Raw genomic sequence first — 22,083 nt, forward strand, 5'->3', positions numbered from 1 at the left:
ATGTCTCCCACGTTTCGTTTCGTCCTGATTCCAGCTCTGATCATGGCGCTCGTTGCGGCTGCCATGTTTGGTGTGGGGAGGTTGCGAAGGCTTTGGGAGGAACCGCCTGCCAAAGTGATCGAACAGATGGCTCCGGTTCAGCATCGGGCAGAGATTGAATTTGTTGAGGGCGTCGGCAGGCTGCGGGGAGTGATTCGCAATGCCGATGGGAGTCGGAATACCGAGCCGGTTCGGCTGGAATATCGTTCCATTCGCGGCAGCAGTCGGGATGCGGAGAAGTTCGCCGGAGTATGGGGAGAAGTCACCGATTCGTTCGATGTGCAGGTTCCGAGCGGGAACACCTATCTGGTCGCGTTTCGTCCCCGCTCGATGAACGTGGCCTGGGCCGGTCCCATCGCGAATCATGCGAATGGACTGCTCGGCGATCTTGAGCTCGTCTTTCGCGAGGGGACGCCGCATCAGTTTCAGGTGGCCGATTACCGCGACAACATTCTGCCGGGCGCGACAGTTCTGGCTCGCCCCATGTTCGGCTTCGACGACGAAGGAGAGTTCTTTCCCCCCGATCAGGTCGATGGCGACGTGCTGACTTATTCCTCCTGGACGGAAGGACTGACCTATATGGTGGCCGCGTCCGCTCCCGGTTTCGTGGAGTATCGGGTGCCGGTCAGGCATCGGCCGGGGCAGTTCGATCTGGTCAATGTCTATCAGGATCTGATCGCGACCGGCATCGTGGTGGGACCCGATGGAGCTCCGGTGGCCGAGGCTGAGATTCGGCTAAGCGGGATCACCGAACACGAAGCTCCCTTTCGTCATGAACAAACCAACCACACTCTGCTGGCAAAAACGGATGCCGACGGAAGATTCGCGCTGTCCGGGCTCATTGAACATGCGTCGTATCAGGGGCTGATCATTGCTCCCGACTATCGACGAATGACCTTTGACGCCATTCGTGCCAGCCAGGAGGAGGTCGTCTTTCAGTTGCCCCCTCTGCGGACCGTTTACGTCCAACTCCAGGGGGATCTCTCCACGATCACAACCGACGATCATGCCGGCGGGCCGCCTCAGCTATGTCTGCAGGTGAGCCAGCACTATGTTGTCGGGCCGGAAGGCAGCCGGCATCCGAAAGTGCATCACACCACCGACCAGTTCCCACTGACGACACGGCATGTTTATTACCCGGGAATCTTCGGCCATACAGTCGACATGGAGCTGGGGCCCGCGACGTTGAAACTCCGGCCCGAGCAGATCGCGGGAACTGGAGACATCAAGGTCCTCTTCGACCTGACTTCAGGAAGTTCAGCCGTCTCGCTGCTGCCCGTTTCGACCTCGGAAGAATGACGTCTACTTCAGTGCCTCGACGATCGTTTTGACATTGGCCTCGTACATGCTCGGAAATGTGTCCGCGTCGCTGCCGGCCGGGCCGAGGGCGTCGGAATAGAGGGTGCCCCCCAGGCGGACATCGAAGCCCTGCTGCTTCGCACCGGCGATGATCGCCTGAATCGCTTTGTCGCTCACGCTTGTTTCAGCGAAGATCGCCGGGATTTTATTCTGGACGACGCGGCTGACGAGCTGTTCGACCTTTTTCACGCTGGCTTCGGTGTTCGTGCTGATGCCCTGCACGGCGGCGACTTCGAGTCCGAGGCTGCGGCCGAAGTATTCGAAAGCATCGTGGGCCGAGATGAGAATCCGGCGTTCAGGCGGAATCGCGGAAATCTGCTCCTGCGATCTGGTCAGCAGCTCGGTCAGTTTCTGGTTGTAAGCTTGGGCGTTGCTGCGGAACCGTTCCGCCTGATCGGGGAACACTTCGGCGAGTTTGTTCGCGAATCCCGTGGCGGCCTGCTGCCAGAGTTCGAGATCGTTCCAGAAATGCGGATCGAACTGTTCGCCGCCGACGCGGATCAGTCCGGCCGGTGATTGTTCCAGCGGTGTCGCCAGGGAATAAACCAGACGCCGGGAGTCTTCTTCGAGGTTTTCGAGGGTCTGCGACAGCCCCGCTTCCAGGTGCAGTCCATTGAAGATGACGGCATCGGCGACACTCAGCTGAGAGATATCCCGCGGCGAGGGGGTGAACAGGTGAGGATCGACGCCGGGCCCCATCAGCACCTGCACATCGACTTCGGGACCGACGACCGCCTGAACCAGATCGCCCACCATGCCGGTAGTGCAGATAATCGAGCGGAGAACTCGGGGCGCGTTTGAATTTTCGGGAGAGTCGTTGGAACAACCCCCGGTGAAAACCGCCAGAAAACAGATCAAAACTCCCAGATGGAACAGGCGGCTCGGTAATGAAATCACGCGACAATCCTTCCTCGGCTCGCACCCGGGACGAACCCAATTGACCAGAAAGGACCGGGTGGCGGGCAACGCCGTATTGTGGCGACTGCCTTCCAAAGTGTAGCCAGGGTTACACTTTGAGGCAATGGTCGATGTTCAATCCGGCTCCCGATGAGTATAGTCACCGCAGAACACATCCACAGACGTGAGGAACAAGGGCGAAATGCGGATCATTGCGGGAAAGTTCCGGGGGCGTAATATCAAGGCCAATCCCGGGAAAACGACACGACCGATTCTGGACCGGGCCAAGCAGATGCTGTTCGACCGGCTCGAGCAGGACCTGCCGGGTGCCCGCGTGCTCGATGCCTTTTCCGGTACGGGCTCGCTCGGGCTGGAAGCACTCAGTCGCGGGGCGGCGACCTGTGTCTTCATTGAAAAGGATCACCAGGCCCATCGTCTGCTTCGCGAGAATGTGGCCCATCTGGGCGTCGAAGACCAGACTGTCTGCTGGCGGAACGACGGGGTCAATTCCTCGTACCGTCCCAAAGGGGTCCCGGACATGGTCCCTTTCGACATTGTGTTTTACGACCCGCCTTATCCGCTGGCGATCGAGCAGTTCAAAGCCGAGAACACGCCGCTGTACAAAGCGATGGAACGCCTGGCTGCCGATGATGTAACGGCTCCGGAGATCTCGCTGCTGATTCTCCGCCTGCCGATTCGACTCGATCCGGTTCTTCCTCCCGTCTGGATGCGGTCGGAACTGGAATTGAAAGTCGCCAGCATGAAGATCCTTTTCTTTGAAAAACACGGCGACTCAGACGCCGCTCCTGACGCCGGGGAATAGGCTGCCACGAAAGTTCCCCGAGTATGTATGAGCTGATTTTCTCAGGAGACGGGAATCTTCCGCTCCTGTTCTGTCTGATGGCTGCTGCCGGTCTAGTCGGGCTATCGGCTGGGGGAGCCCCGGGCGTCGGCAGTCTCGCCGCTCCCATGGTGGCCCTCGGTTTCGCTCGGCTCGACAAACCACAGGCGCTCGTTGTCCCGTTGTTGATCGTCGGTCAGATGCGGGCGCTGGTTCAGCCCCAGCGGAGTCACATTCAAACCCGACTCGCTCACCGTGCGCTTGTACCGACCACCATCGGAATGTTCGGCGGCATCGCCGTCTGGGGATATCTGATCCAACTCCCGAACACCCTCGGCGTTCAGAACACGCTCAAAGCCGCCTGCGGACTGATCGTCCTCGCAATCGCGACCGACATTCTGATGAGCAGAGTCCTCCGACTGTACCCGACGCCGCATCTGGGCCCGAAAGCGTCCATTTTGCTGGGACTGGTCGGAGGGGTGCTCTCCACCGTCGCCAACGTCGCCGGCCCGCTGTTCACGTGGTACTTCCAGTCTCGCGGCCTGCAGAAAGACGACCTGACCGCAACGGTCGCCTACTTCTTTCTCGTGCTCAACCTGTTCAAGATTCCGTTTTACATCTGGCTGGGTTTGTTCCACGATCCGAACATTCTGCAGAGCGGAGCCGACTGGCTGCTGTTCTTTGCCCTCTGGGGATTCGCCTGGATGATGTGGCTCCTCGGAGCCTTCTGGCGCCGCCACGCCTCCGAACGACTCTTCGCCGCCCCCATCGCCGCTGCGGGAATCCTCGTTGCCTTCGTCACGTTTTACCAGACCCTCTTCAACACTCCGTAAATGAGAAACGCGGACTCTATGTGAGGTGCTTTTTGACCCGGCTGATCGTTCGGGCAAATTCGGGCGATTCACGGAGGGACTCATCCCGGGTGGACCAGAGGAGATCGATCTGTTCGATGATTCGTCCCGGCTGTTTCGACATGACGAGGACGCGGTTACCGAGGAACGTCGCTTCGCCCAGATGGTGAGTCACGAGCACGGTGGCGAAGCCGAACTGCTGTTGCCAGCGGAGCAGTTCGTTGTTGAGCTGTTCCCGCAGCAGGTCATCGACGGCTGCAAACGGTTCATCCAGCAGAATGAGCTGAGGTTTCAGCACCAGTGCCCGGGCCACGGCGACGCGCATCTTCATGCCGCCGGAGAGCATGCGAGGGAACTTTCCGTAGTCGTCAGGGTGAAGGCCGGTCGTGGTCAGCAGTTGCCGGATTCGTTCCTGATCGACTGGCTGCCTGGCCAGCTCAAACGGAAGTTCCATGTTCTTCTGTACCGAACGCCAGGGAAGCAGGCGGGCATCCTGAAACACCATGCCGATCTGCCCGGTTCTCGCCAGTTCTGGCTCCCGCAGCGCACGGGTTCCGGCTGTCGGCTGCAGCAGTCCGGCAATGATTCGCAGGAGCGTCGACTTGCCACAGCCGGAGGGCCCGACGATGCCGATGGTCTCGCCGCTGTGAATTGTCAGCTGGATGTCATCGAGCGTCGGGGCAGCTGCTCCGGAGAACTGCAGGCCGATGTTCTGCAGGTCGAGCAATGGTCGGGCTTCAGCCGCGACGGACATCAGGCGGTCTCCTGACCCCAGCGGCGGGCCAGTTCGACGAGGACCTTCATCGCCGAGAGCATTTCAATCTCACTGGTCCACTCCAGAGGACTGTGCGGATTATGTTGTCCGGAGGAAAGATTCGGCGTCGGCAAACCGGCAGCCGTCATCAGCGAACCATCGGTCCCGCCACGGATGATATCCTGATGCGGTTCCAGGCCGGCCGCGGCGGTCGCTTCAATGGCGAACTGCAGCGCCCGGGGTTCTTTCTTCAACCCTTCCCGCATATTGCGGTATTGCTCGCGGATCTCGATCTGAATCTCTGCCAGCGGGAATTCCGCTTCGAGCGAAGCCGCGATGCTCCGCAGCAGGTCGGCCTGCACCTGGAGAGCATCGTCTTCAAAGTCGCGGAGGATCAACCGGGCGGAAGCCTCGGCGACACCCCCGGCAATATGATAAGGATGAATAAAGCCCTCGCGTCCGTCGGTCGTTTCCGGACTGAGCGTGCGCTGCGGCAGTCGATCGATGAACGCGGAGAGGATGCGGATCGCATTGACCATCGCATCTTTGCCAACCGACGGATGCGTGTTGATGCCCCGAACGGTGACATTGGCCTGATCGGCTGAGAAGGTCTCGGAATCAATACGTCCGCGTCCATCGCTGTCGAGGGTATAAGCACAGACGACGTCCATCCCTTCGATGTCGAGATTCTCGATACCCCGGCCGATTTCTTCATCGACCGTGAAGCAGACCCGAATCGGACCGTGCGGGATCTCAGGGTGTTCGATGAGATGCTCGACGGCGGCCATGATGACCGCGACGCCCGATTTGTCATCGGCTCCCAGCAGCGTGGTGCCATCGGTTGTGATGATCGTTTCTCCGACCAGCGACGAGAGCTCGGGATTCTCGGCAACCGTCAGCACGCGGCTCTTATCACCCGGCAGGACGATGTCTTTGCCGTCGTAGTTCTGATGCACGATCGGATTGACGTTCGTGCCGGAAAACTCGGGGGAGGTATCGACATGAGCCACCCAGGCGATCGCCGGAGCGTTGGCATCGACATTCCCCGGCAGTGTCGCCAGGACGACGCCGTGTTCACTCAGCGAGACGTTTTCGAGTCCGAGATCGCGACATTCCTGTTCGAGCAGACGGGAGAGATCGAGCTGTTTGGCCGTACTCGGTGCAGACTTTGAGGTCTCATCCGACTGCGTATCGATCTTCACATAGCGGAGAAAACGTTCGAGCAGAGTCGACATGGGCAGTCCTCACGGCGTGAAAACGAATCAGTGTGAATGGCGAATCAGGACCACAGAATCACGCGCTCTTTCAGCGACTCCGGCAGCTTCTTCAGCACGGCTCGTTTAAGATGCGACGTGTGATACCGCGTGCTGAAGTGAGCGAGAATGATCCGCTCGTTCTGAAAACGGTCGGCTCGCTCGAGGATATCGTCCAGATGCGTGTGACCGAATTTGTGGATCTTGGCTTTGCGATGTTCCGGGCGGAAGAACGTCATCTCGGTAATCAGAATCTTCGCCCGATAGATGTCGTCGCAACTGTCGAGTCCCGGAGGAGCGGTGTCGCCGAGGTAGGCGATCAGCGGGATCCTTACCTCGTGCGTGACTTCTTCCCCGCCGAGTCGCAGGTCACGAATCTGATCGCCGGGCAGTCCCTGAAACTCCGGCTTCAGTTTCCGCCGTCGGTCCCAGATGATGTAACCGACCGAAGGCACCGTATGTTTGGTTTCGACAACCGTGACGACATGCTCGCGGGAGAGTTCGAATTCATCGCCCGGATTCACGCCGACGAGATCGCAGACCATGCGGCCCCGATCGAGCCTCTGCCAGGCGCGGAGCAGACGTTCGGTGTCAGCTTTGACCGGCTCGGGCAGATAAATCGTCGGCGGCGACATCTTCATCATCCGCCGGCGGGCCACGAAGGCCGGGAGAGCGGCCATGTGATCGAGATGGGCGTGCGACAGGAAGTAAGTCGGCGTCCCCATGAAGGACCACGGGCTGCCGCCGAGATCGAAACCGATCTTCAGTTCGGGGATTCGCCAGTACGTCTGCACAGCCGCCCGCGAATAGCCTTCAACCGTGAGACCGCCGTGAGTGACCGCTCGGAGGGGAAGATTATTGACGACTGGTTCCAGTTCCGTCGTGTCGTCGTCTGCCGGTAGGTCATCCATTATCTGTGACGCTTGATGCGAATTCTTCATAAAACCCGGCTGTCAGCCCGGCATTTGCGGTTTGTGTGGTCGATCCGCTCACTCTATCGAACTACAGGGGAAACGGGCAACCATCAGCAGTTTCCCTCACCACGAAGAAGCAAACGCCGATCGGTGGTTTTACAGATCGGAGTTCGAGCATTTACGATGCACGGTTTCCGATTTCCTGCTGCGCTCTGAAGGAGACACCGGTTTGCCTCGAATGTTCACGTCCGGCCTGCTCGCTATTCTGCTGTCCATTGCTGTTGCTCCAGAAACGTCCGCGCAGGGCCCCGAACAGTGGTTTCACGTCCCCGGTCATGAAGCCGAGATGGAGTCACTGCAGGAACTGTTCGATCTGCATATCGATCGGGCGTTCACGCCGTGCACACTCTGGGATGCCTGGCTGCCGCATTCGACGCTCTGGACCGGTCCGCAGCCACGGCAGCGGTATCGCAATGTCTTTCTGAATCGCCGGATCGACAAAGCGGGCTACGTTTCAATGCAGCAGCATCGTGGGATGGCGCATAGCGAAGGCTGGCCATTCCCGGCCTGGCAACAGGCGGGCGGCATCGGCTGGCATTTCTCGACGACCGGAGACGTCTGGGCGGTGCGCCATTTTCGGACGCAGCCGCTTCGCAATCTCGACGGCTGGGAGATCACGGGAGCAGAAATCGTCGGCTTCGATGACAACCGCGGACTGAGGCTGAAGATCGTCTCCGATCAGGCCGAAATCGCCACGCCGCAGTTTCGAGCAAACGTGCGGCTCGCTCCGTTCATTCGCGTCGAATGGGCCCGTCACGGCTGGCCGGAGAAGGCAGCCGCGGGGTTGTCCTGGAAACTCAAAGACCAGCCGTGGCATCTCGATCGCTCGCTGCCGATTGTGCCCGTCGACAACGAAGCGAAGATGCACTTCCGGAATTTGCCGATTTATAAACGGCCCGGCTTTAAGGGGACGCTCAACCGATTGCGGCTCAGCTTCGTCCGGGCGAAAGGGGCGGAGATTGATCTGAAGTCGATCATCACGGCCATCGACACGCGGCATCCGATCACCGGTTCGTTGTTTCTGCAGGGAAGCACCGACTATTTCCGCTGGACGAAAGATGTCGAGTTCCTGCGTCAGAACATCGGCCGCATGCGCCGAGCATTGCAGTTCACGCTGACGGAGTTCGACGTCCGGGAACAGAAGCATGTCGTGGTGCCGTGGGTCGGTCACGAAGGGCGGACGGGGATTTCCCGCACTGAAGAAGGGAAGAAACTGCTGCATGGCGAGGGAGTCGGCAACAATTACTGGGACCTGCTTCCATTTGGCGGCCATGATGCTCTGGCGACGGTGTACCTCTACGATGCCCTGCGAAAGATGGCTGATCTCGAAACGGCCATCGCCAGTCATCCGCAGTGGAACGTGCCGGCTCCGCCGAACGGCCTGACTCATCCCGAGTTGACTCACCTGGCCAGCGAGATCAAAGCCGAGTTTCAGGATCGGTTCTGGCTCCCTGAAACAGGTCGATTCGCCGGCTGGCAGGACATCTCGGGCCGACAGTACGACTACGGCTTCACCTTCGTGAACATCGAAGCGATTGCCTTCGGTCTCGCCAGCGAGGAGCAGTCGCGAACAATTCTCGACTGGCTCGATGGCGAGCGGACGGTCGCCGGCGACACATCCACGGGAGCGGACATCTATCACTGGCGCTTCGCGCCGCGGGCCACCACGCTGCGGAATATCGATACCTATGCCTGGGTCTGGTCGAATCCCGAAGCGATTCCCTGGGGCGGGCAGGTGCAGGATGGCGGAGCCGTCCTCGGCTTCAGTTATTTCGACCTGATGGCCCGTCTGGAAACCAACGGCCCCGATGATGCGTGGCAACGGCTGCAGCAGATTCTGAGCTGGTTCGATGACGTTCAGGCCGAGGGCGGGTATCGGGAGTACTACGCGAAACCGGATCGTGGAACCTTACAGGGAGGCGGCACGGCTGGCGGACTGGGCCTCGATCACGAGTTCATGGAGAGCGTGCTCGTGCCCCAGATCATGCTCTACGGCTTCCTCGGCTTCGAGCCAACGGCAGAGAGCTTCGAAGTCCACCCGAGTTTACCTTCCGACTGGCCGTCGCTGACCGTGCGGAACATCCACATCGGCGACCGAGTCGTGGACATCACAGCGAAACAGTCGGGTGAAGTGATCATTGAAGACCGGTAGTCGCCGCAACGGGGTCGTGGCGACTCAATCGAGGGGTGGCTCAGACGCGTGCGTCTGGGTCATCCAGTGAACGGAATCCACGAGGGGTGGCCCGTCCGGCACGGGCGGGTGACGAAGTCACAAGAGGCGGCGCCATAGTCGAGGTGTCTGCGAGGGCCGGACGATTTCGGTATAACGCGCGGATGGCGCTGCCTCTTGTCGCTTTCGCGACCCGCCCGCTTCGCAGGACGGGCCACCCGTGAGATGACAAGCAGAGATTTGACGGGGGCATCTATCTAGTCGACGAGAGTGGTAACGATCTCGGGCAATTGGATGCACTGGAAATCGACTCTGAGGGAACAGTGACTGCTATCGAAAAGAAGGACGGTCGAGGTATTGGGCGTATAAATCCCAAAACTGGCAAACCTTTTGTCGACCCAGCCATCCAAGTCAGTAAGTTTGGGATCGAACAGGTGTATAAAGCTGGGAAACGCAAAGCTGAAGCGATATTGAATGCTCAGGGTACACGAGGCGATGTCGAGAACATTCCGGGGCATGACTTGGTTTCACAATCTCGCCATATAAAATTTGAGATTCAAGCAGATCGGCCGGATATTCGCGCCGAAGTTGAAAGGCAGCTTGATCGACTACGAGGCGAGTTTCCTCAGTTTACGTTCTCAGTAGAATACGGTGTAAACAAATAAATAGGAGGAGTTATGGGAATCGAAGTGCACTATAGGACGCTCTCCGGAGAAGAGGTGGTATACAGTTTGTCTGGTAATAGTGAGTATGAAGATGTCTGGTTGCCGATAGTTGTAAAAGAGGAATTGGGGTTTATAGATGTTATCGCTTCGGGAGGCCTTCCAGTGTCGCCGGATGATTGTGAACAAATATGTCGCGAGTTCGTTGAGATTCGTAAGGCTCTCTTTGAAACCGGAAAGGAAACGCAAAGGGTCGATCGCTGCATAGCAACATTGCGGGATTATGGCGGTGGGAATACTAGGGATGTGTATATCGGCTGACGCGGGATGGCCGGGAGGTTTATCTCCCGGTTGCGGGGAACGCGGGATTTATTGGTCAGAGGGTTTTCAATGAACGACTCTGAGGGGAAGCACCAGTAAGCAAGTTCCCTCGCCCTCTCGGGGGGAGAGGGTTAGGGTGAGGGGGGGAATGCGGGTGACATACTCCACGGGCCGTTGATTCTCATTTGTATGGAGTATCGCTGGTTGACCGCCCCCTCATCCGCCCTTCGGGCACCTTCTCCCCCTGAAGGGGGCGAAGGGACATGATTCGCCTCGCAACTTGTAGTGGACGGGTTGTTGCGTTATCTGTTCTAAACCCTTTGAGTCTTAAATCCCAAGTCACAAGAGGCCGCGCCATAGATGAGGTGTCTGCGAGGGCCGGACGATTTCAGAAAAATGCGCGGATGGTGCTGCCTCTTGTCGCTTTCGCGACCCGCCCGCTTCGCAGGACGGGCCACCCGTCCCAGCTAAACCTGGTGCGTATTGGATACGGCTTCGTAGATCCCGGACTCCGTGCGACTTTTACCGTACCGAAGGGGTGGCCCAGACGTGTACGTCTGGGTGACGAAGTCACGGGAAGAAGCTGTCCGTCGATCGAACTTGTCTTACAACCAACTTTGAGAATTCGCGGCCCGTCAAAAAGCACGTTGGTCAGCCGCCTCTTGTGGCTCCGCCACTCAGACGCACGCGTCTGAGCCAACCTTGGATAGACGTTGCTGAAACCCTGTAGCGGCGGGGTCTTGCCGCCGAATGTGTGATCCCGTAGCGGCTCACACCGTGGTTCCGGCGAGTTCTTTTTCGGGGGTGCGTTGAATCTCTTCCCCCGGTTCGGCTCGGTGGTGGGTGGCCAGGCCGAGGACCCAGAAGACGTCGAGGAAGATCATGTTGAGACAGGGGACGATGATCAGCGTGAGAGCCGTGGCGAAAACGAGACCGTAAGTCAGCGTGACCGCCATGGGAATCAGAAACTTCGCCTGGAAGCTGGTCTCGAACATCAGCGGCATCAACCCGGCTGCTGTGGTGAGCGAGGTCAACAGAATGGCCCGCAGACGGAGCTTGGCCCCCATCACGTTCGCTTCAAAGGCATCGATCCCGCGGGCAATGCGGGTGTTAATGAAGTCGACCAGCACCAGCGAATCGTTCACAAGAATCCCAGAGAGGGCGAGGAATGCGACACAGCTTAAAAACGTCACTGGATTCCCAGTGACCCAGTGGCCGATGATGGCTCCCAGCACCCCGAACGGAATCGCCGACATGACGACAATTGGTTGAAAATACGACCGAAACAGGCCGGCCAACAGCATGTAGATCAGAAGAAATGCTGCCGGGATTGCGATCAGGAGGCTGCTGAATGATTTTGTCTGTTCTTCAGTCGTACCTAAATAGTTGATCGAAACGTTGGGATGTTCGCGAAGAATGACCGGTTCGACTTCCGATTGGAACTGGGTCATAACCGCGTTGGCATTGTTCTTCGACTGTTCAACGTCTCCATAGATTGAAATCGAGCGTCGCTGTTGTGCTCGATGAATGCTGGTGTAGCTCCGAGTTTCGGTGAGCTCTGCAACTTCCGAAATTGGAACCCAGCGAAACGCTCTTCCTTCATTACTTAGTCCGACTGCATTGACCGGATTGGCGGGCCGTGGGATTCGCAGCATCTCAAGGTTGTAGACTTCGGATCGGAATTGCTCGGGCAACCGAACCATGATTTTGACATCTTCCCGATTCCGCGTAATGCGTCTCGCTTCGATTCCATACAGGGCGAATCGCACAAAGTTGCCGAGCTCGCTCACGGTGATTCCAGTAGCCCTTGCTGAAGGAAGTAGCCGCAATTGCACTTCGCGCTTCCCAAGATCGTAATCGTCGTCGAGGTCCACAACGCCTTCATAGGAAGCCAGCTCGGTTTTAATCTGTTCGGAGACTGCATAGAGCTCTCCAAGATCTTCGCCCACAACCTTGATCTCGATATCTTTTCCGGCTGGGCCTCCGCTCATGGCTTCCCATTTCACAGAATTCACACCGGTCAACGTTTCCGTGATCTTCCGAAACTCCATCAACAATTCTTCGCTTGAGCGGAGTCCTCGCTTTTCTCGTTGATCAGCTTCCAAAAGTTCGACAATCACCTGACCGAGATGAGATTGCTGGCTTCCGCCTGTTGCACCGGTTCCACCAAGGTTGATCTGTGAACCGACTGTCGTCTGGACCGTGTTCACTTCGGGAAAGCGTTCGGGATCAGCAATCAATTCAGAAACGGAGATCAATTTCTCTCTCGTCGTATCAATCACGGTTCCGATCGGCATTTCGATATCAGCCGTGACGGTTTCACTATCCATTTTTTGTATAAATTCAAAGGGAACGATGCCGCCGGCCATCAGTCCAATAGACATGAACACCAGCGAAATCGCTCCGGCGATCGTCACATAGCGCCACCGCATGGCTCCTCGAAGGATGACCTCGTACGGTTTCATCAGGACGTTCTGCATGAACGATTCCTGGAAATCTTCCAGCCTGTGCCAGAGTTTGCGGATGCCGGTGTTGCTGGACTGGCGTTCGGCGGAGCCTTTCTTTTTCGGTTTCTTCAGATGTCGCAGGTGAGCGGGGAGGATCACCAGGGCTTCGATGAGCGAGACGGAGAGAGCCGCGAGGACGACGATCGGCAGTTCCCGCATGAAGTCGCCGATGCGGCCCTTGATGAACAGCAGTGGAGCGAACCCGGCGATGGTGGTTGTCACCGCGACAATCACCGGCCACATCACCTCCTCGGCTCCACGGACGGCGGCTTCGGTCGATTCCTCGCCTTCTTCGACGTGCCGAAAGATGTTCTCGCCGATCACGATGGCATCGTCGACGATAATCCCCAGCACGATGATCAGCCCGAACATCGACAGCAGATTGATCGAGACGCCGAACATCCACATCACCAGAAAGGTGCCCATGAACGAGATCGGCAGTCCCATCGCGGCCCACAGAGCGACCCGCCAGTTGAGGAACAGAATCAGCGAGAGGAGCACGAGCACTAGCCCCGACATCCCGTTGCGGGTCATCAGGTCTAGACGCCCGCGGATGAATCGCGACAGATCACTGTGCAGAGCGATTTCGAAGTTGTGGCGGAACGGGTCGGCGTAGCTTGTTTCGTAGATCTGCTTCGGATCGGGCCGGCCGGCGATCCAGTTGACCGTGCTGGAGAACTTCGCCAGGGCAATCGCGAACGGCCGGCTGTACCAGGGCTGTTTCGCCGCCGCTTCCAGTCCGTAGGCATCGAAGTCGGCCTGCTGCTTGCCGCGAACGTAGGCCCGCACCATGTTGGCGATCTGGATCGCGTCCTGCGATTTCGTCTTCTGAATGATCAGGGTGACGGACGGCTTCCCGTTGAAGTAGCTCTCGATATCGACATCGACGAACTCATCCCGAATTGTCGCCACGTCGCGGAGGTAGATCTTCTTTCCGGTCGGCGTGTTCTTGACGACAATATCGCCCAGCTCTTTTCCCTCGATCTCTTCCCCGAGCGTCCGCACATTCACATTCGCGCGGGGACCTTTCAGGTTGCCGGCGGAGACATCGAGATTGGTGGCCCGGATAGCGGAGGCGACTTCCTGAAAGGTCAGGTCGTATTCAAGCAGCATCAGCGGGCGGATCTCGACGCTGATTTCGTCGTCCCGGGTGCCGGAAATGGTGATGTCACTGATCCCCGGCAGTTCGAGCAGTTCGTCGCGCAGATCGCGAGCCGCCTTCTTCAGTTCGGCTTCGCTTCCTTCCCCGAACAGCGAAACCGACAGTACCGGCAGCATCGGCTCGACATTGCGCACGGTGATGCTCTCAATATCGTCGGGCAGCTCGTTGTTGATCGCACTGATCTCGATATCGATCTTCTCGCGGACCGTATCGATGTCGTCGACTTCGTTGTACAACGTGGCGACCGTCGTACTCATTCCCTCCTGAACCGTCGAATCGACCTTCTCGATTTCTTCGAGATCGCGGATCGCCTCTTCGATTTTGATCGTGACCGCTTTTTCGAGTTCATCGGGCTGCACGGCTGGGTAGATCACCGAAATCGTGACCTGATCGGGCCGCGTTTCGGGGAACATTTCCCGCACGAGCGTGAACGCGAGCGCCGTCCCGGCGAACAGCAGGACGAGCATCAGCATGTTCACCAGAACCGAATTGTTAACGCTGAACCGTGGAAGCGACATAGATTCGAGTTCAAAAAAGAGGCGGGATGAAGCCCCTGGAGTTTAGTTGGGCCATGGGGAATTGCACAGCGGACTTTTCGCCGCACCCGCCGCCGCGAGATGAGAATGCAGTGCCCCTCCCGGCTTGATGTGACTCGGGGAACGCGTAAAGATTCCTGTGCACTTCCCCTGAACCCAAGACGACCCCGAGTTTTCTGCGTGAGCCGCCAACAGAATCTGTTTGAAGATGCTGCCGAACTGAAATGGCAGCAGGCCAGTCGCGACGACCAGCTGTTCGCGGCTGTGGTCTTCAATCGTCCTATGGAGACAGCTTACCACTATCTGGTTCCGACCGGACTGCGGGAAATGATCCAGCCCGGACAGCGTGTTCAGGTTCCGCTGGGACGTGGCGATCGTCCGACGAATGGCTTCTGCGTGGAACTGACCCACGGACTTCCGGGAGAGATCAAGAAGCCGCGGAGATTCAAAGAGGTTCTGGCCGTCCTCGATCGCGAACCGCTAGCAGATCGGAAGATGCTCGCGCTCACGAAGTGGATTGGCGAGTACTACCTCTGCTCCTGGGGGCAGGTGCTGCACGCCGTCATTCCCGCTGCCGTCAAGAACAGTGCGGGAACCCGGCAGATCAAGCTGATCCAGATCGCCCCGGAGATGGTCGATCAACTCGAAGAGCTGCAGCTGTCTAAAAAGCAAAAGGGAGTGATCGCCGCGTTGCAGGAAGCGGGCGTGCCGCTGCCGGTCGATCAACTGGCCGAAGCCGCCGGCTGCGGAGTATCGCCGATTAATACGCTGCTCAAGAAAGATGTCCTCGAAGCGCTTCGTGAAACGCGAATGCACTTCGAGCCGGCCCTTCGTCCGGTGGAACGGGAGAAGGATCTCAACCTGTCGTTTCAGCAGCAGGCGGCTCTCACGGCGATCATGAAAGCGATTGACCAGCGGAAGGCGGCTCCGCGATCGGCAGCCGAGGGGACCGAGGAGGTGAAGTCGGTCGATCTGTTCGGCGGCAACAAAACATTCCTGCTGCACGGCGTGACCGGGTCCGGCAAGACCGAAGTCTACATTCGTGCGATCCGGCACGCGGTCGATTTCGGTCGGCAGGCCATCGTGCTCGTTCCGGAAATCAGCCTGACGCCGCAGACGATTCGCCGCTTCCGCCGCCGATTCGATTCCGTTGCCGTGCTGCACAGTCATCTGAGTGACAGTGAACGACACTGGCACTGGCAACAGATTGCAGCCGGCAAAGTGCAGGTCGTGGTCGGGGCCCGCAGTGCGATCTTCGCCCCGACGCCTCGACTCGGGTTGATCGTCATCGACGAAGAACACGAAACGACCTTCAAGCAGGAAACCAATCCTCGGTATCACGCCCGGGAAGTGGCCCGCAAACGGGCGGAGATGGAAGGCATTCCCCTCGTCCTCGGCTCGGCCACGCCGATGCTCGAAAGCTGGTGGAACGCGAAGAATCGCAGTTACCACCTCGTCAGCATGCCGGAGCGAATCGAGAAGTTGCCGATGCCGCCGGTCGTCACGGTCGATACCGTCAACGATCCACTCATCCGGCGTGGACACAACATCGGACGGGCGCTCAAGAACGCGATCGATCAGGCTCTGAAGAACGACGGGCAGATCATTCTCTTCTTCAACCTCCGCGGATTTACCCCCGTGCTCTGGTGCCGAGCCTGTGGCGAGAAACTGAGTTGTCCGCATTGTGCGACCAGCCTGACCTGGCACAAGGACAAGAGGCTTTGTCTGTGTCACACCTGCGACTTCTCAGCGCCCATGCCATCGCACTGCCCGAAGTGCAAGAAACCCGGCATGCGGCATTTCGGCTCCGGGACACAGCGGCTCGAGGAAGAGGTCCGTGACAAATTTCCCGGCGTGGCCGTCCTGCGAATGGACAGCGATTCAATGCGGAAGCCGGGCAGCCACGACGAAGCTCTGGAGCGATTCCGTCACGGCGAGGTCTCCATCCTGCTGGGGACACAGATGATCGCCAAGGGGCTCGACTTCCCGAATGTCACGCTGGTTGGCGTTGTCGATGCAGACACCGCGCTGCATCAGGTCGATTTCCGAGCTTCCGAACGCACGTTTCAGCTGATCTCTCAGGTCGCGGGACGAACAGGCCGCAGTTCCCGCGGCGGCCGAGTGCTGGTGCAGACAATGCAGCCTGACGCTGAAGCGATCCGCTTTGCCGCCGGTCACGATTACGTTGGTTTCGCTCAACGAGAGTTGGGGCACCGGGAAGTACGCCGCATGCCGCCGCAGACCGCTCTGTTGCGAATCATCCTGCGAGGCAAGCATGAAGAGCCGCTAGAGGCGGCGTCTCTGGTGATGGGCGATATTCTTCGCGATTACTCGAAAGAACTTCCCGACTCGTACCGCTTCCTTGGTCCCGCTCCCGCCCCGCTGGCCCGACACAAGGATTACTTCCGCTATCATCTGCTGATCACGGCGCCTTCACATGAAGCTCACCGCACCCTGCTGAAAGGCTGCCGCGAAAAGATCGACAAGATCCCTGACATCGAATACGCCCTGGATGTCGATCCCCTGCAGATGCGGTAAAGGCCGGTATCGGTACTCCACTCTGCGACTCACTCCGTTATCGCCACAAAAAAACTCCTCGCGAGTTGTGGTTCGCGGGGAGTTTCTTGAGGGCGGGTTGCGGACTTGCTTACGAAATCTCGGGGACTTCGAATCCTTTGCGGTACTTGCGTTTCAGGAACGAGTTGGCCTTCTCGGCGTGGTCGCCGGTGAAGCGTTCCGTTTCGGGGTTGTGCGCGAGCATCGGGCTCAGACGGATTTCGGAGTCGCTCATTTTGTAGCCGTGAGCGCCGAGGTGCTGTTCCATCTGAGTGAGCAGATCGTCCCAGACCTTGCGGGCGGCATCGTTCGGCAGGGTGACGTCCTGAATGACTTCGGAGTTGAAGTCCTCTCCACAACGGAAGCCGATGTTGGCCAGATTGCACCAGCCGGTCGAATCGTGGCCGACAGAAACCTCGGCTTTCAAATCGGAGTTGTCGCCCTTGCGGACAGCTTCGATGAAGTTGAGTGCATGTGACGTTCCCGAGGAGCCACGGAATTCGCGGATCTTCTTGCCGTTCTTGTCGTAGGCATCGCCACCGCCGCGACGTCCGTTGTAGCGGCCGCCTTCGCACTGCACGACGTAACCGCTGGTTGTTCCACGGTAGTTGAGTCCCTTTTTGTCGCCCGGTTCGGCGGGCAGGTTGCTCAGGCCGATATAGGTCGGAATCTCGCCGGTGTCGAAGTAAGCGAAGTGAACGTTCGGCGTATCGCCGGCATCGTTCCAGACCACGCGGCCGCCGCCGGCCATGATCTGGCTCGGCAGCTTGACGGAATCCTGGAAAACGACGTTGCGGACGTCGTCGAGTACGTGGACGCCCCAGTTGCCCATCTCACCGGAGCCGGTGTTCCAGTCCCAGTGCCAGTCGTAGTGGAATTTGTTGCGATAGAGCTCTTCATCCTGAGCAGGTCCGAGCCAGAGATCGTAATCGACGCCTTCAGGAATCGGCAGCGGCTTGGAGCGTTTGCCGATGGAAGAACGGACGCCGTAGCGGCAGACCTGCACGCACTGAATCTTGCCGAGTCCCTGTTCTTCGTGCAGGAACCGTTTGGCTTCTTCCTGGATCGGCGAGGACCGCTGCTGCGTTCCGATCTGCACGATGCGGTTGTACTTCCGAGCCGCATTGACGACCTGCCGACCTTCCCACTGACTGTGCGACAGCGGTTTTTCGACATAGACATCCTTGCCGGCTTCCATAGCCCAGATGGCGGCCAGGCAATGCCAGTGGTTACAGGCGGCGATCGTCACGGCATCGATGTTCGGATCTTCGAGCATCTTCCGCAGATCGGTGTAGGCTTTGGCGTTGGGAGCATTCTTCAGAGCATTGCCGGTGCGGGCTTCATCGGGGTCGACGACTGCGGCGATGTTGACGCTTTCCAGCGAGCTGAACTGCTTGAGATGTTCCCCGCCACGTCCCCCCATCCCGATGATGGCGATGTTGATCGTTTCATTGGCGGCTCGTGTTTCCCGTACGCCAGCTGCTGACAGCGAAACAAATGCCCCCGCAGCGAGGCTGCCCTTGAGAAACTGTCGACGATCCAATGCACACATATTTCAAAATCCTCACGCAAGTTGAGTTAGCGGAATTCGAGAACGCATTCCCGTTGGTTGATGGATCGGCCAGCATAAAAAGAATGACGATCCGACGCAATTTCAATCGGAAGAGGCTTGTTTGGAGCGGTGGATCAGAATCTGAAAGGAACGGGACGCGGAAGAAATGCTCGGAGGCTGAAGACAGACCGCTTGTTGCTGCGCAATACAGAGATGAATCTCTGTACCATCCCTGGTTTTACGCCTGCTCTTTCTCGGCGTTCTGCTTCGCGAGGTTGGCATTGAGCTCGGCTTCGGCTTCATCGGGCGTGAGTTCCACGATCTGACCGCTCCTCCAGGTGATGAATGGAGTGTTCGTTTGCCGTGAGACCGCGATCGCTCTTCGAGTAGCGTTGATGAACGCTGCGTTGGCGAGCTTCGTCCGCTCTTCAATGTTAAAGGCTTTGCCCATTACCGAATTCTCGATGATTGAATTGACTGATATCGTGCTTCGTCGAAGATTGTGGCTGCAGCCTCTTCAGTGCCTTTTCGCGCCACAAGCAACGGGGGTGTCAGAGTGGCATCATAAAACCACATTGAGTCGACTCTTGAATTATATAGCTCGAACAGATTTTGCAGGCCCAAAACATACCGTCTTCTGATATCGGATTCTTCGATGTGGTGCCCACCTTGACAAACGCGGTTACTGACTCGTCGAACAGCTAGATCAGGAGTCGGTAACCAAAGAAAAAATAACGAAATCTCGTAACCACTATTTCGCAGGTTGGTGAACAGCCTCGCGTAGGTTCGGCCGGATAGGGTCGTTTCAAATCCGAAACTGGCGTTCTTCATCGCCAATTCTTCGATTCTCTTCAAGAGTAAACGTCCTGCCTGCACGTTTTGGGTCTCTGGTGCGAAGGGGGCCAGCCCGGCAGCAATAAGATCTGCGTTGAGAAACTCGCGGCACTCGACGAAATCAGGCAGGTAGTCTCTTGCGAACGTCGTCTTCCCAGCACCATTCGGGCCTGCGATAACATACAGCTGAGGCTTTTCCATCTCAGCCTTGTCCCTCGTCTGACTCGTTCTCGTCCTTATCCTCCTCGGTGCCCAGTTCCCAGCCTTTGATGCGGCCGCGGACCAGTTCGATGTGCATGTGCAGGTTGTAGAACTCTTCCATGTACGAAAGAGGAACGTTGACTTCGCTGAGTTCGGTTGAGATCCGATCCAGGGCTTTGAGTAAACGTTCTTTGTCCGCCGGATCGTTCGAACGGAGTTGTTCCTGATCGATCTTTCGCAGGGTGCCATACCAGCGGTAAATCCGCGAGCGAATCTGCCAGCGGTAGATGGGCGGGGCGAGTTTGATCAGCGGAATCGCCAGGGTGAGTAATGGAACGAGCAGAATCTTCGTGCGATTCAGAAACGAGGCGATCCAGAAGGGCAGATAGCGGTTCAGGAACGAGGGACCCGATTCGAAGAAATCGACCGCAGCCGGGTGAGCTTCGTATTCGATGTAATCGAGAGAGGGAAACTCGCCGGGCGGCACCAGCAGATTGCCTTCGGCATGGACCTGATTGGCGGCTTTGCAGAGAACCGGGATGAAGGCGTCGTGCAGTTCGGACGTGCAGATCAGGTTGGCGACCGGAGCCAGCAGAGGAACGGCTGTTTCCGGCCGGTTCTCTTTCAGGTTGACGATTCCTTCCTGCAGCGTGATCGCTGAGAGAGCCGGGAACAGCAGGCGATAGGTTTCATTCCTGCGGAACGGCATCAGTTTGATCTCGGGCATCGCGAACATCTGCTGGAGCAGGGGACTGGTGGGCGAGGTGACCATGCAAAGGCCATCGAGCTGGCCCCCTTTCAACTGTTCCAGAGCCCTGGCGTTGGGCTCGCGTGAGATCGTGATCTTTCCGTCAATGGGATTGCCGCTGACAGGATCGACCAGGCCGTTCGAGGCGAGAAGGCGAACCATCAACGCTTCGGTTCCACTGCCGGGAGGGCCGATGTTGACCCGCTTTCCAGCCAGGTCGTTCAAGCTCGAAGCGCTTGTTTCCGCACTGGTAAAAATCCAAAGCGGTTCAAAGTACAGACTGGCGATGGCTTCAACGCTTCGTCCGGAGAGTGTGGCCGGCTTTGATCCGCCCTGCACGATCGCGAGATGGACATCGTTGTCTTCGAGCAGAAGCTCGTAGTTCTCCACCGTGCCCGCCGTCTCGATGATCTCAACGTCGATCCCTTCCTGCTCGAAGATCTCGGCGTACTTCTGGGCGGTCTCGTAATAAGCGCCTGATTTCGATCCGGTGGCGATCTTGATGTATCCGGGAGGAGCGGGCTCCACGAACATCCAGGCCACGATGAAGCCCGTCAGCGACAGCAGCGCGACCGGCCCCCAAATCGCAAAGGCATCCCGGCTTGAACGTTCGGCTTCTTCAAAGAAGCCAGGTTTCTTATCTGCGGAGTCGGAGGGCGAGTCTGGCGAATGCTTCATGGTTGGTCGTATCCGGAAGATGTGCGTCGCAAAGAAAGCGGCCCCGAGTTACTCGGGGCCGTTCTGATTATGACATACTTCCGGTCACGGGAACATCGTGCTCTTCGATGGGCACCTTACGAACCCGATTATCGGCCATCTTCTGCATCTCGACTTTGAAAACACCCCGTTCGGCATGAGCGACTGCCGAGTCACTTTCGACAGAACAGGGAAGCGTGACGGTTCGCTGCACATGGCCGGTGGGCCGTTCGCGACGAACGACATGATCGCCCGACTGGAGCGGCAGCGAGTTCAGATTCGCAACCACCTGCAACGTATTACCGACAAGTGTCAGTTCGACATCCTGTGACGCAAGCCCCGGCAGATTCATCAGCAGAACGACCGTATCGGCCGTCTCGACCACATCGATGGCGGGGATCCAGTCGCAGTTGGCGTCCTGAGTGTTGCGGAATTGTCCCCAGATTTCTTCGCCGCGATTCCAGGCCATATCAACCATGCGATCGAGTTCCGTGCGGAAGCGGTCCACGGCTTGAGTAAAGCGGGCGTTGTTCGGTTCGGTTCCAGTCTGACGGCTCATCGTAAGTTCCTCCGGTTATATAGGGCGGCACGATTCACTGCGGAATGGTTTGAATCAATCACTGAGTTCGAAACGCAACCGCCCCGATTGTACTCTCTCAGGCCGGAGTGATGAGAAATCAATCCGCCTGGACATGAATTTTCCGTGGTCGAGCCCGGGGAATTCTCGGAAGCGAGATCTCCAGGACGCCATGAGTCATTTTCGCAGAGATTCGCTCATAATCGAGCTCATCACTCAAAATAAACGACCGATAGAAGTCGCCGACCTGATACTCCTGATGCAACAGCTTGGCTTCGTCCGGAATAATTTCCTTGACCCGCCCGAATAGAGTCAGCTTGTTGTCCTCGATCTGAAGTTCCAGTCGTTCCACCGAGACACCGGGAAGATCGGCCCGTAAGACAAGCCCTTCTTCGGTGCCGAAGATATCGATCGGAGGTGTGAAGAGCAGACGGCGTGCCTGAATCGCGGAATCTTCAGGACTGCGGGAGGAAATGTTCCCCTCGTCGCTACGGGATTCCGTTTCCCGACGGATGGTCAGTTCGTGGGTCTGCGACTCGGAGCTTTCCTGAGATTGCTCTTCGCGTTCGTCCGAATGATTATTCACAGATTCA

The 22,083-nt window shown here is 58.0% G+C and carries 18 protein-coding genes; 7 read left to right on the forward strand and 11 right to left on the reverse strand.

The annotated features are described in order from the left end of the window. Entirely contained in the window at positions 1-1,338 is a 1,338-nt protein-coding gene (locus tag L1A08_RS06000; protein WP_238755321.1) for a carboxypeptidase-like regulatory domain-containing protein, read from the forward strand. A gap of 3 nt (positions 1,339-1,341) precedes the next feature. On the opposite strand, the gene L1A08_RS06005 is transcribed toward L1A08_RS06000, so the two are convergent. Then, positions 1,342-2,295, reverse strand: a complete 954-nt coding sequence (locus L1A08_RS06005) for a metal ABC transporter solute-binding protein, Zn/Mn family (RefSeq protein WP_238755323.1) — start codon at positions 2,293-2,295, stop codon at positions 1,342-1,344. A 202-nt stretch (positions 2,296-2,497) separates the two neighbouring features. On the opposite strand from L1A08_RS06005, the gene L1A08_RS06010 reads away from it, so the two are divergent. After that, positions 2,498-3,118, forward strand: a complete 621-nt coding sequence (locus L1A08_RS06010) for an RsmD family RNA methyltransferase (RefSeq protein ID WP_238755325.1) — start codon at positions 2,498-2,500, stop codon at positions 3,116-3,118. A 23-nt stretch (positions 3,119-3,141) separates the two neighbouring features. After that, complete coding sequence (locus L1A08_RS06015) at positions 3,142-3,969, forward strand: TSUP family transporter (protein ID WP_238755327.1); 828 nt, start codon at positions 3,142-3,144, stop codon at positions 3,967-3,969. Positions 3,970-3,985: 16 nt separating this feature from the next. On the opposite strand, the gene L1A08_RS06020 is transcribed toward L1A08_RS06015, so the two are convergent. The 3 genes from L1A08_RS06020 to L1A08_RS06030 are packed head-to-tail and all read right to left on the reverse strand — an operon-like array spanning position 3,986 to position 6,905. Beyond that, positions 3,986-4,741, reverse strand: a complete 756-nt coding sequence (locus L1A08_RS06020; protein ID WP_238755329.1) for an ABC transporter ATP-binding protein — start codon at positions 4,739-4,741, stop codon at positions 3,986-3,988. Then, complete coding sequence (pepT, locus tag L1A08_RS06025) at positions 4,741-5,976, reverse strand: peptidase T (RefSeq protein WP_238755331.1); 1,236 nt, start codon at positions 5,974-5,976, stop codon at positions 4,741-4,743. The genes L1A08_RS06020 and pepT overlap by 1 nt, the downstream gene beginning before the upstream one ends. Positions 5,977-6,020: 44 nt before the next feature. Further along, positions 6,021-6,905 (reverse strand): MBL fold metallo-hydrolase, encoded by an 885-nt coding sequence (locus L1A08_RS06030; protein WP_238755333.1) that lies wholly within the window; start codon positions 6,903-6,905, stop codon positions 6,021-6,023. A 232-nt stretch (positions 6,906-7,137) separates the two neighbouring features. Between L1A08_RS06030 and L1A08_RS06035 the strand changes: the two genes are divergently transcribed. The 3 genes from L1A08_RS06035 (at position 7,138) to L1A08_RS06045 (ending at position 10,121) form a co-directional block, all read left to right on the forward strand. Then, positions 7,138-9,120, forward strand: a complete 1,983-nt coding sequence (locus L1A08_RS06035) for a hypothetical protein (protein WP_238755335.1) — start codon at positions 7,138-7,140, stop codon at positions 9,118-9,120. A gap of 308 nt (positions 9,121-9,428) precedes the next feature. Next, on the forward strand, positions 9,429-9,803 hold the full coding sequence (locus L1A08_RS06040) for a hypothetical protein (protein WP_238755337.1): 375 nt from the start codon (positions 9,429-9,431) through the stop codon (positions 9,801-9,803). Between the two features lie 12 nt (positions 9,804-9,815). Then, positions 9,816-10,121 carry a hypothetical protein gene (locus L1A08_RS06045; RefSeq protein WP_238755339.1) on the forward strand — a complete coding sequence of 102 codons (306 nt, stop codon included), beginning with the start codon at positions 9,816-9,818 and terminating at the stop codon, positions 10,119-10,121. 770 nt (positions 10,122-10,891) lie between these two features. Here the strand turns inward: L1A08_RS06045 and L1A08_RS06050 are convergent. After that, positions 10,892-14,308 (reverse strand): efflux RND transporter permease subunit, encoded by a 3,417-nt coding sequence (locus tag L1A08_RS06050; protein ID WP_238755342.1) that lies wholly within the window; start codon positions 14,306-14,308, stop codon positions 10,892-10,894. 198 nt (positions 14,309-14,506) lie between these two features. Here L1A08_RS06050 and priA point away from each other — a divergent pair, with 198 nt between their 5' ends. After that, entirely contained in the window at positions 14,507-16,864 is a 2,358-nt protein-coding gene (gene priA, locus L1A08_RS06055) for a replication restart helicase PriA (RefSeq protein WP_238755344.1), read from the forward strand. A gap of 109 nt (positions 16,865-16,973) precedes the next feature. Here the strand turns inward: priA and L1A08_RS06060 are convergent, their stop codons facing one another. From L1A08_RS06060 to L1A08_RS06085, 6 genes are all read right to left on the reverse strand, one after another. Next, a complete protein-coding gene (locus L1A08_RS06060; protein WP_238755345.1) occupies positions 16,974-18,434 on the reverse strand; it encodes a Gfo/Idh/MocA family oxidoreductase in 1,461 nt (486 codons plus the stop codon). Between the two features lie 238 nt (positions 18,435-18,672). After that, complete coding sequence (locus tag L1A08_RS06065) at positions 18,673-18,885, reverse strand: hypothetical protein (RefSeq protein WP_238755347.1); 213 nt, start codon at positions 18,883-18,885, stop codon at positions 18,673-18,675. Continuing rightward, positions 18,885-19,469 carry a zeta toxin family protein gene (locus L1A08_RS06070; protein ID WP_238755349.1) on the reverse strand — a complete coding sequence of 195 codons (585 nt, stop codon included), beginning with the start codon at positions 19,467-19,469 and terminating at the stop codon, positions 18,885-18,887. The genes L1A08_RS06065 and L1A08_RS06070 overlap by 1 nt, the downstream gene beginning before the upstream one ends. A 1-nt stretch (position 19,470) precedes the next feature. Beyond that, entirely contained in the window at positions 19,471-20,895 is a 1,425-nt protein-coding gene (locus L1A08_RS06075; RefSeq protein WP_238755351.1) for a TAXI family TRAP transporter solute-binding subunit, read from the reverse strand. 67 nt (positions 20,896-20,962) lie between these two features. Next, positions 20,963-21,472 (reverse strand): Hsp20/alpha crystallin family protein, encoded by a 510-nt coding sequence (locus tag L1A08_RS06080; protein ID WP_238755353.1) that lies wholly within the window; start codon positions 21,470-21,472, stop codon positions 20,963-20,965. A 118-nt stretch (positions 21,473-21,590) separates the two neighbouring features. Then, positions 21,591-22,076 carry an Hsp20/alpha crystallin family protein gene (locus L1A08_RS06085; protein ID WP_238755355.1) on the reverse strand — a complete coding sequence of 162 codons (486 nt, stop codon included), beginning with the start codon at positions 22,074-22,076 and terminating at the stop codon, positions 21,591-21,593. Positions 22,077-22,083 lie beyond the last annotated feature (7 nt).

The organism is Rubinisphaera margarita, assembly GCF_022267515.1.
Classification (GTDB): domain Bacteria; phylum Planctomycetota; class Planctomycetia; order Planctomycetales; family Planctomycetaceae; genus Rubinisphaera; species Rubinisphaera margarita.

Bases quoted from the DNA above. Each gene is read 5' to 3' on its own strand.
- L1A08_RS06000 (WP_238755321.1), top strand. From the start codon at position 1: ATGTCTCCCACGTTTCGTTTCGTCCTGATTCCAGCTCTGATCATGGCG.
- L1A08_RS06010 (WP_238755325.1), top strand. From the start codon at position 2,498: ATGCGGATCATTGCGGGAAAGTTCCGGGGGCGTAATATCAAGGCCAAT.
- L1A08_RS06015 (WP_238755327.1), top strand. From the start codon at position 3,142: ATGTATGAGCTGATTTTCTCAGGAGACGGGAATCTTCCGCTCCTGTTC.
- L1A08_RS06020 (WP_238755329.1), bottom strand. From the start codon at position 4,741: ATGTCCGTCGCGGCTGAAGCCCGACCATTGCTCGACCTGCAGAACATC.
- pepT (WP_238755331.1), bottom strand. From the start codon at position 5,976: ATGTCGACTCTGCTCGAACGTTTTCTCCGCTATGTGAAGATCGATACG.
- L1A08_RS06030 (WP_238755333.1), bottom strand. From the start codon at position 6,905: ATGGATGACCTACCGGCAGACGACGACACGACGGAACTGGAACCAGTC.
- L1A08_RS06045 (WP_238755339.1), top strand. From the start codon at position 9,816: ATGGGAATCGAAGTGCACTATAGGACGCTCTCCGGAGAAGAGGTGGTA.
- L1A08_RS06050 (WP_238755342.1), bottom strand. From the start codon at position 14,308: ATGTCGCTTCCACGGTTCAGCGTTAACAATTCGGTTCTGGTGAACATG.
- L1A08_RS06060 (WP_238755345.1), bottom strand. From the start codon at position 18,434: ATGTGTGCATTGGATCGTCGACAGTTTCTCAAGGGCAGCCTCGCTGCG.
- L1A08_RS06065 (WP_238755347.1), bottom strand. From the start codon at position 18,885: ATGGGCAAAGCCTTTAACATTGAAGAGCGGACGAAGCTCGCCAACGCA.
- L1A08_RS06070 (WP_238755349.1), bottom strand. From the start codon at position 19,469: ATGGAAAAGCCTCAGCTGTATGTTATCGCAGGCCCGAATGGTGCTGGG.
- L1A08_RS06075 (WP_238755351.1), bottom strand. From the start codon at position 20,895: ATGAAGCATTCGCCAGACTCGCCCTCCGACTCCGCAGATAAGAAACCT.
- L1A08_RS06080 (WP_238755353.1), bottom strand. From the start codon at position 21,472: ATGAGCCGTCAGACTGGAACCGAACCGAACAACGCCCGCTTTACTCAA.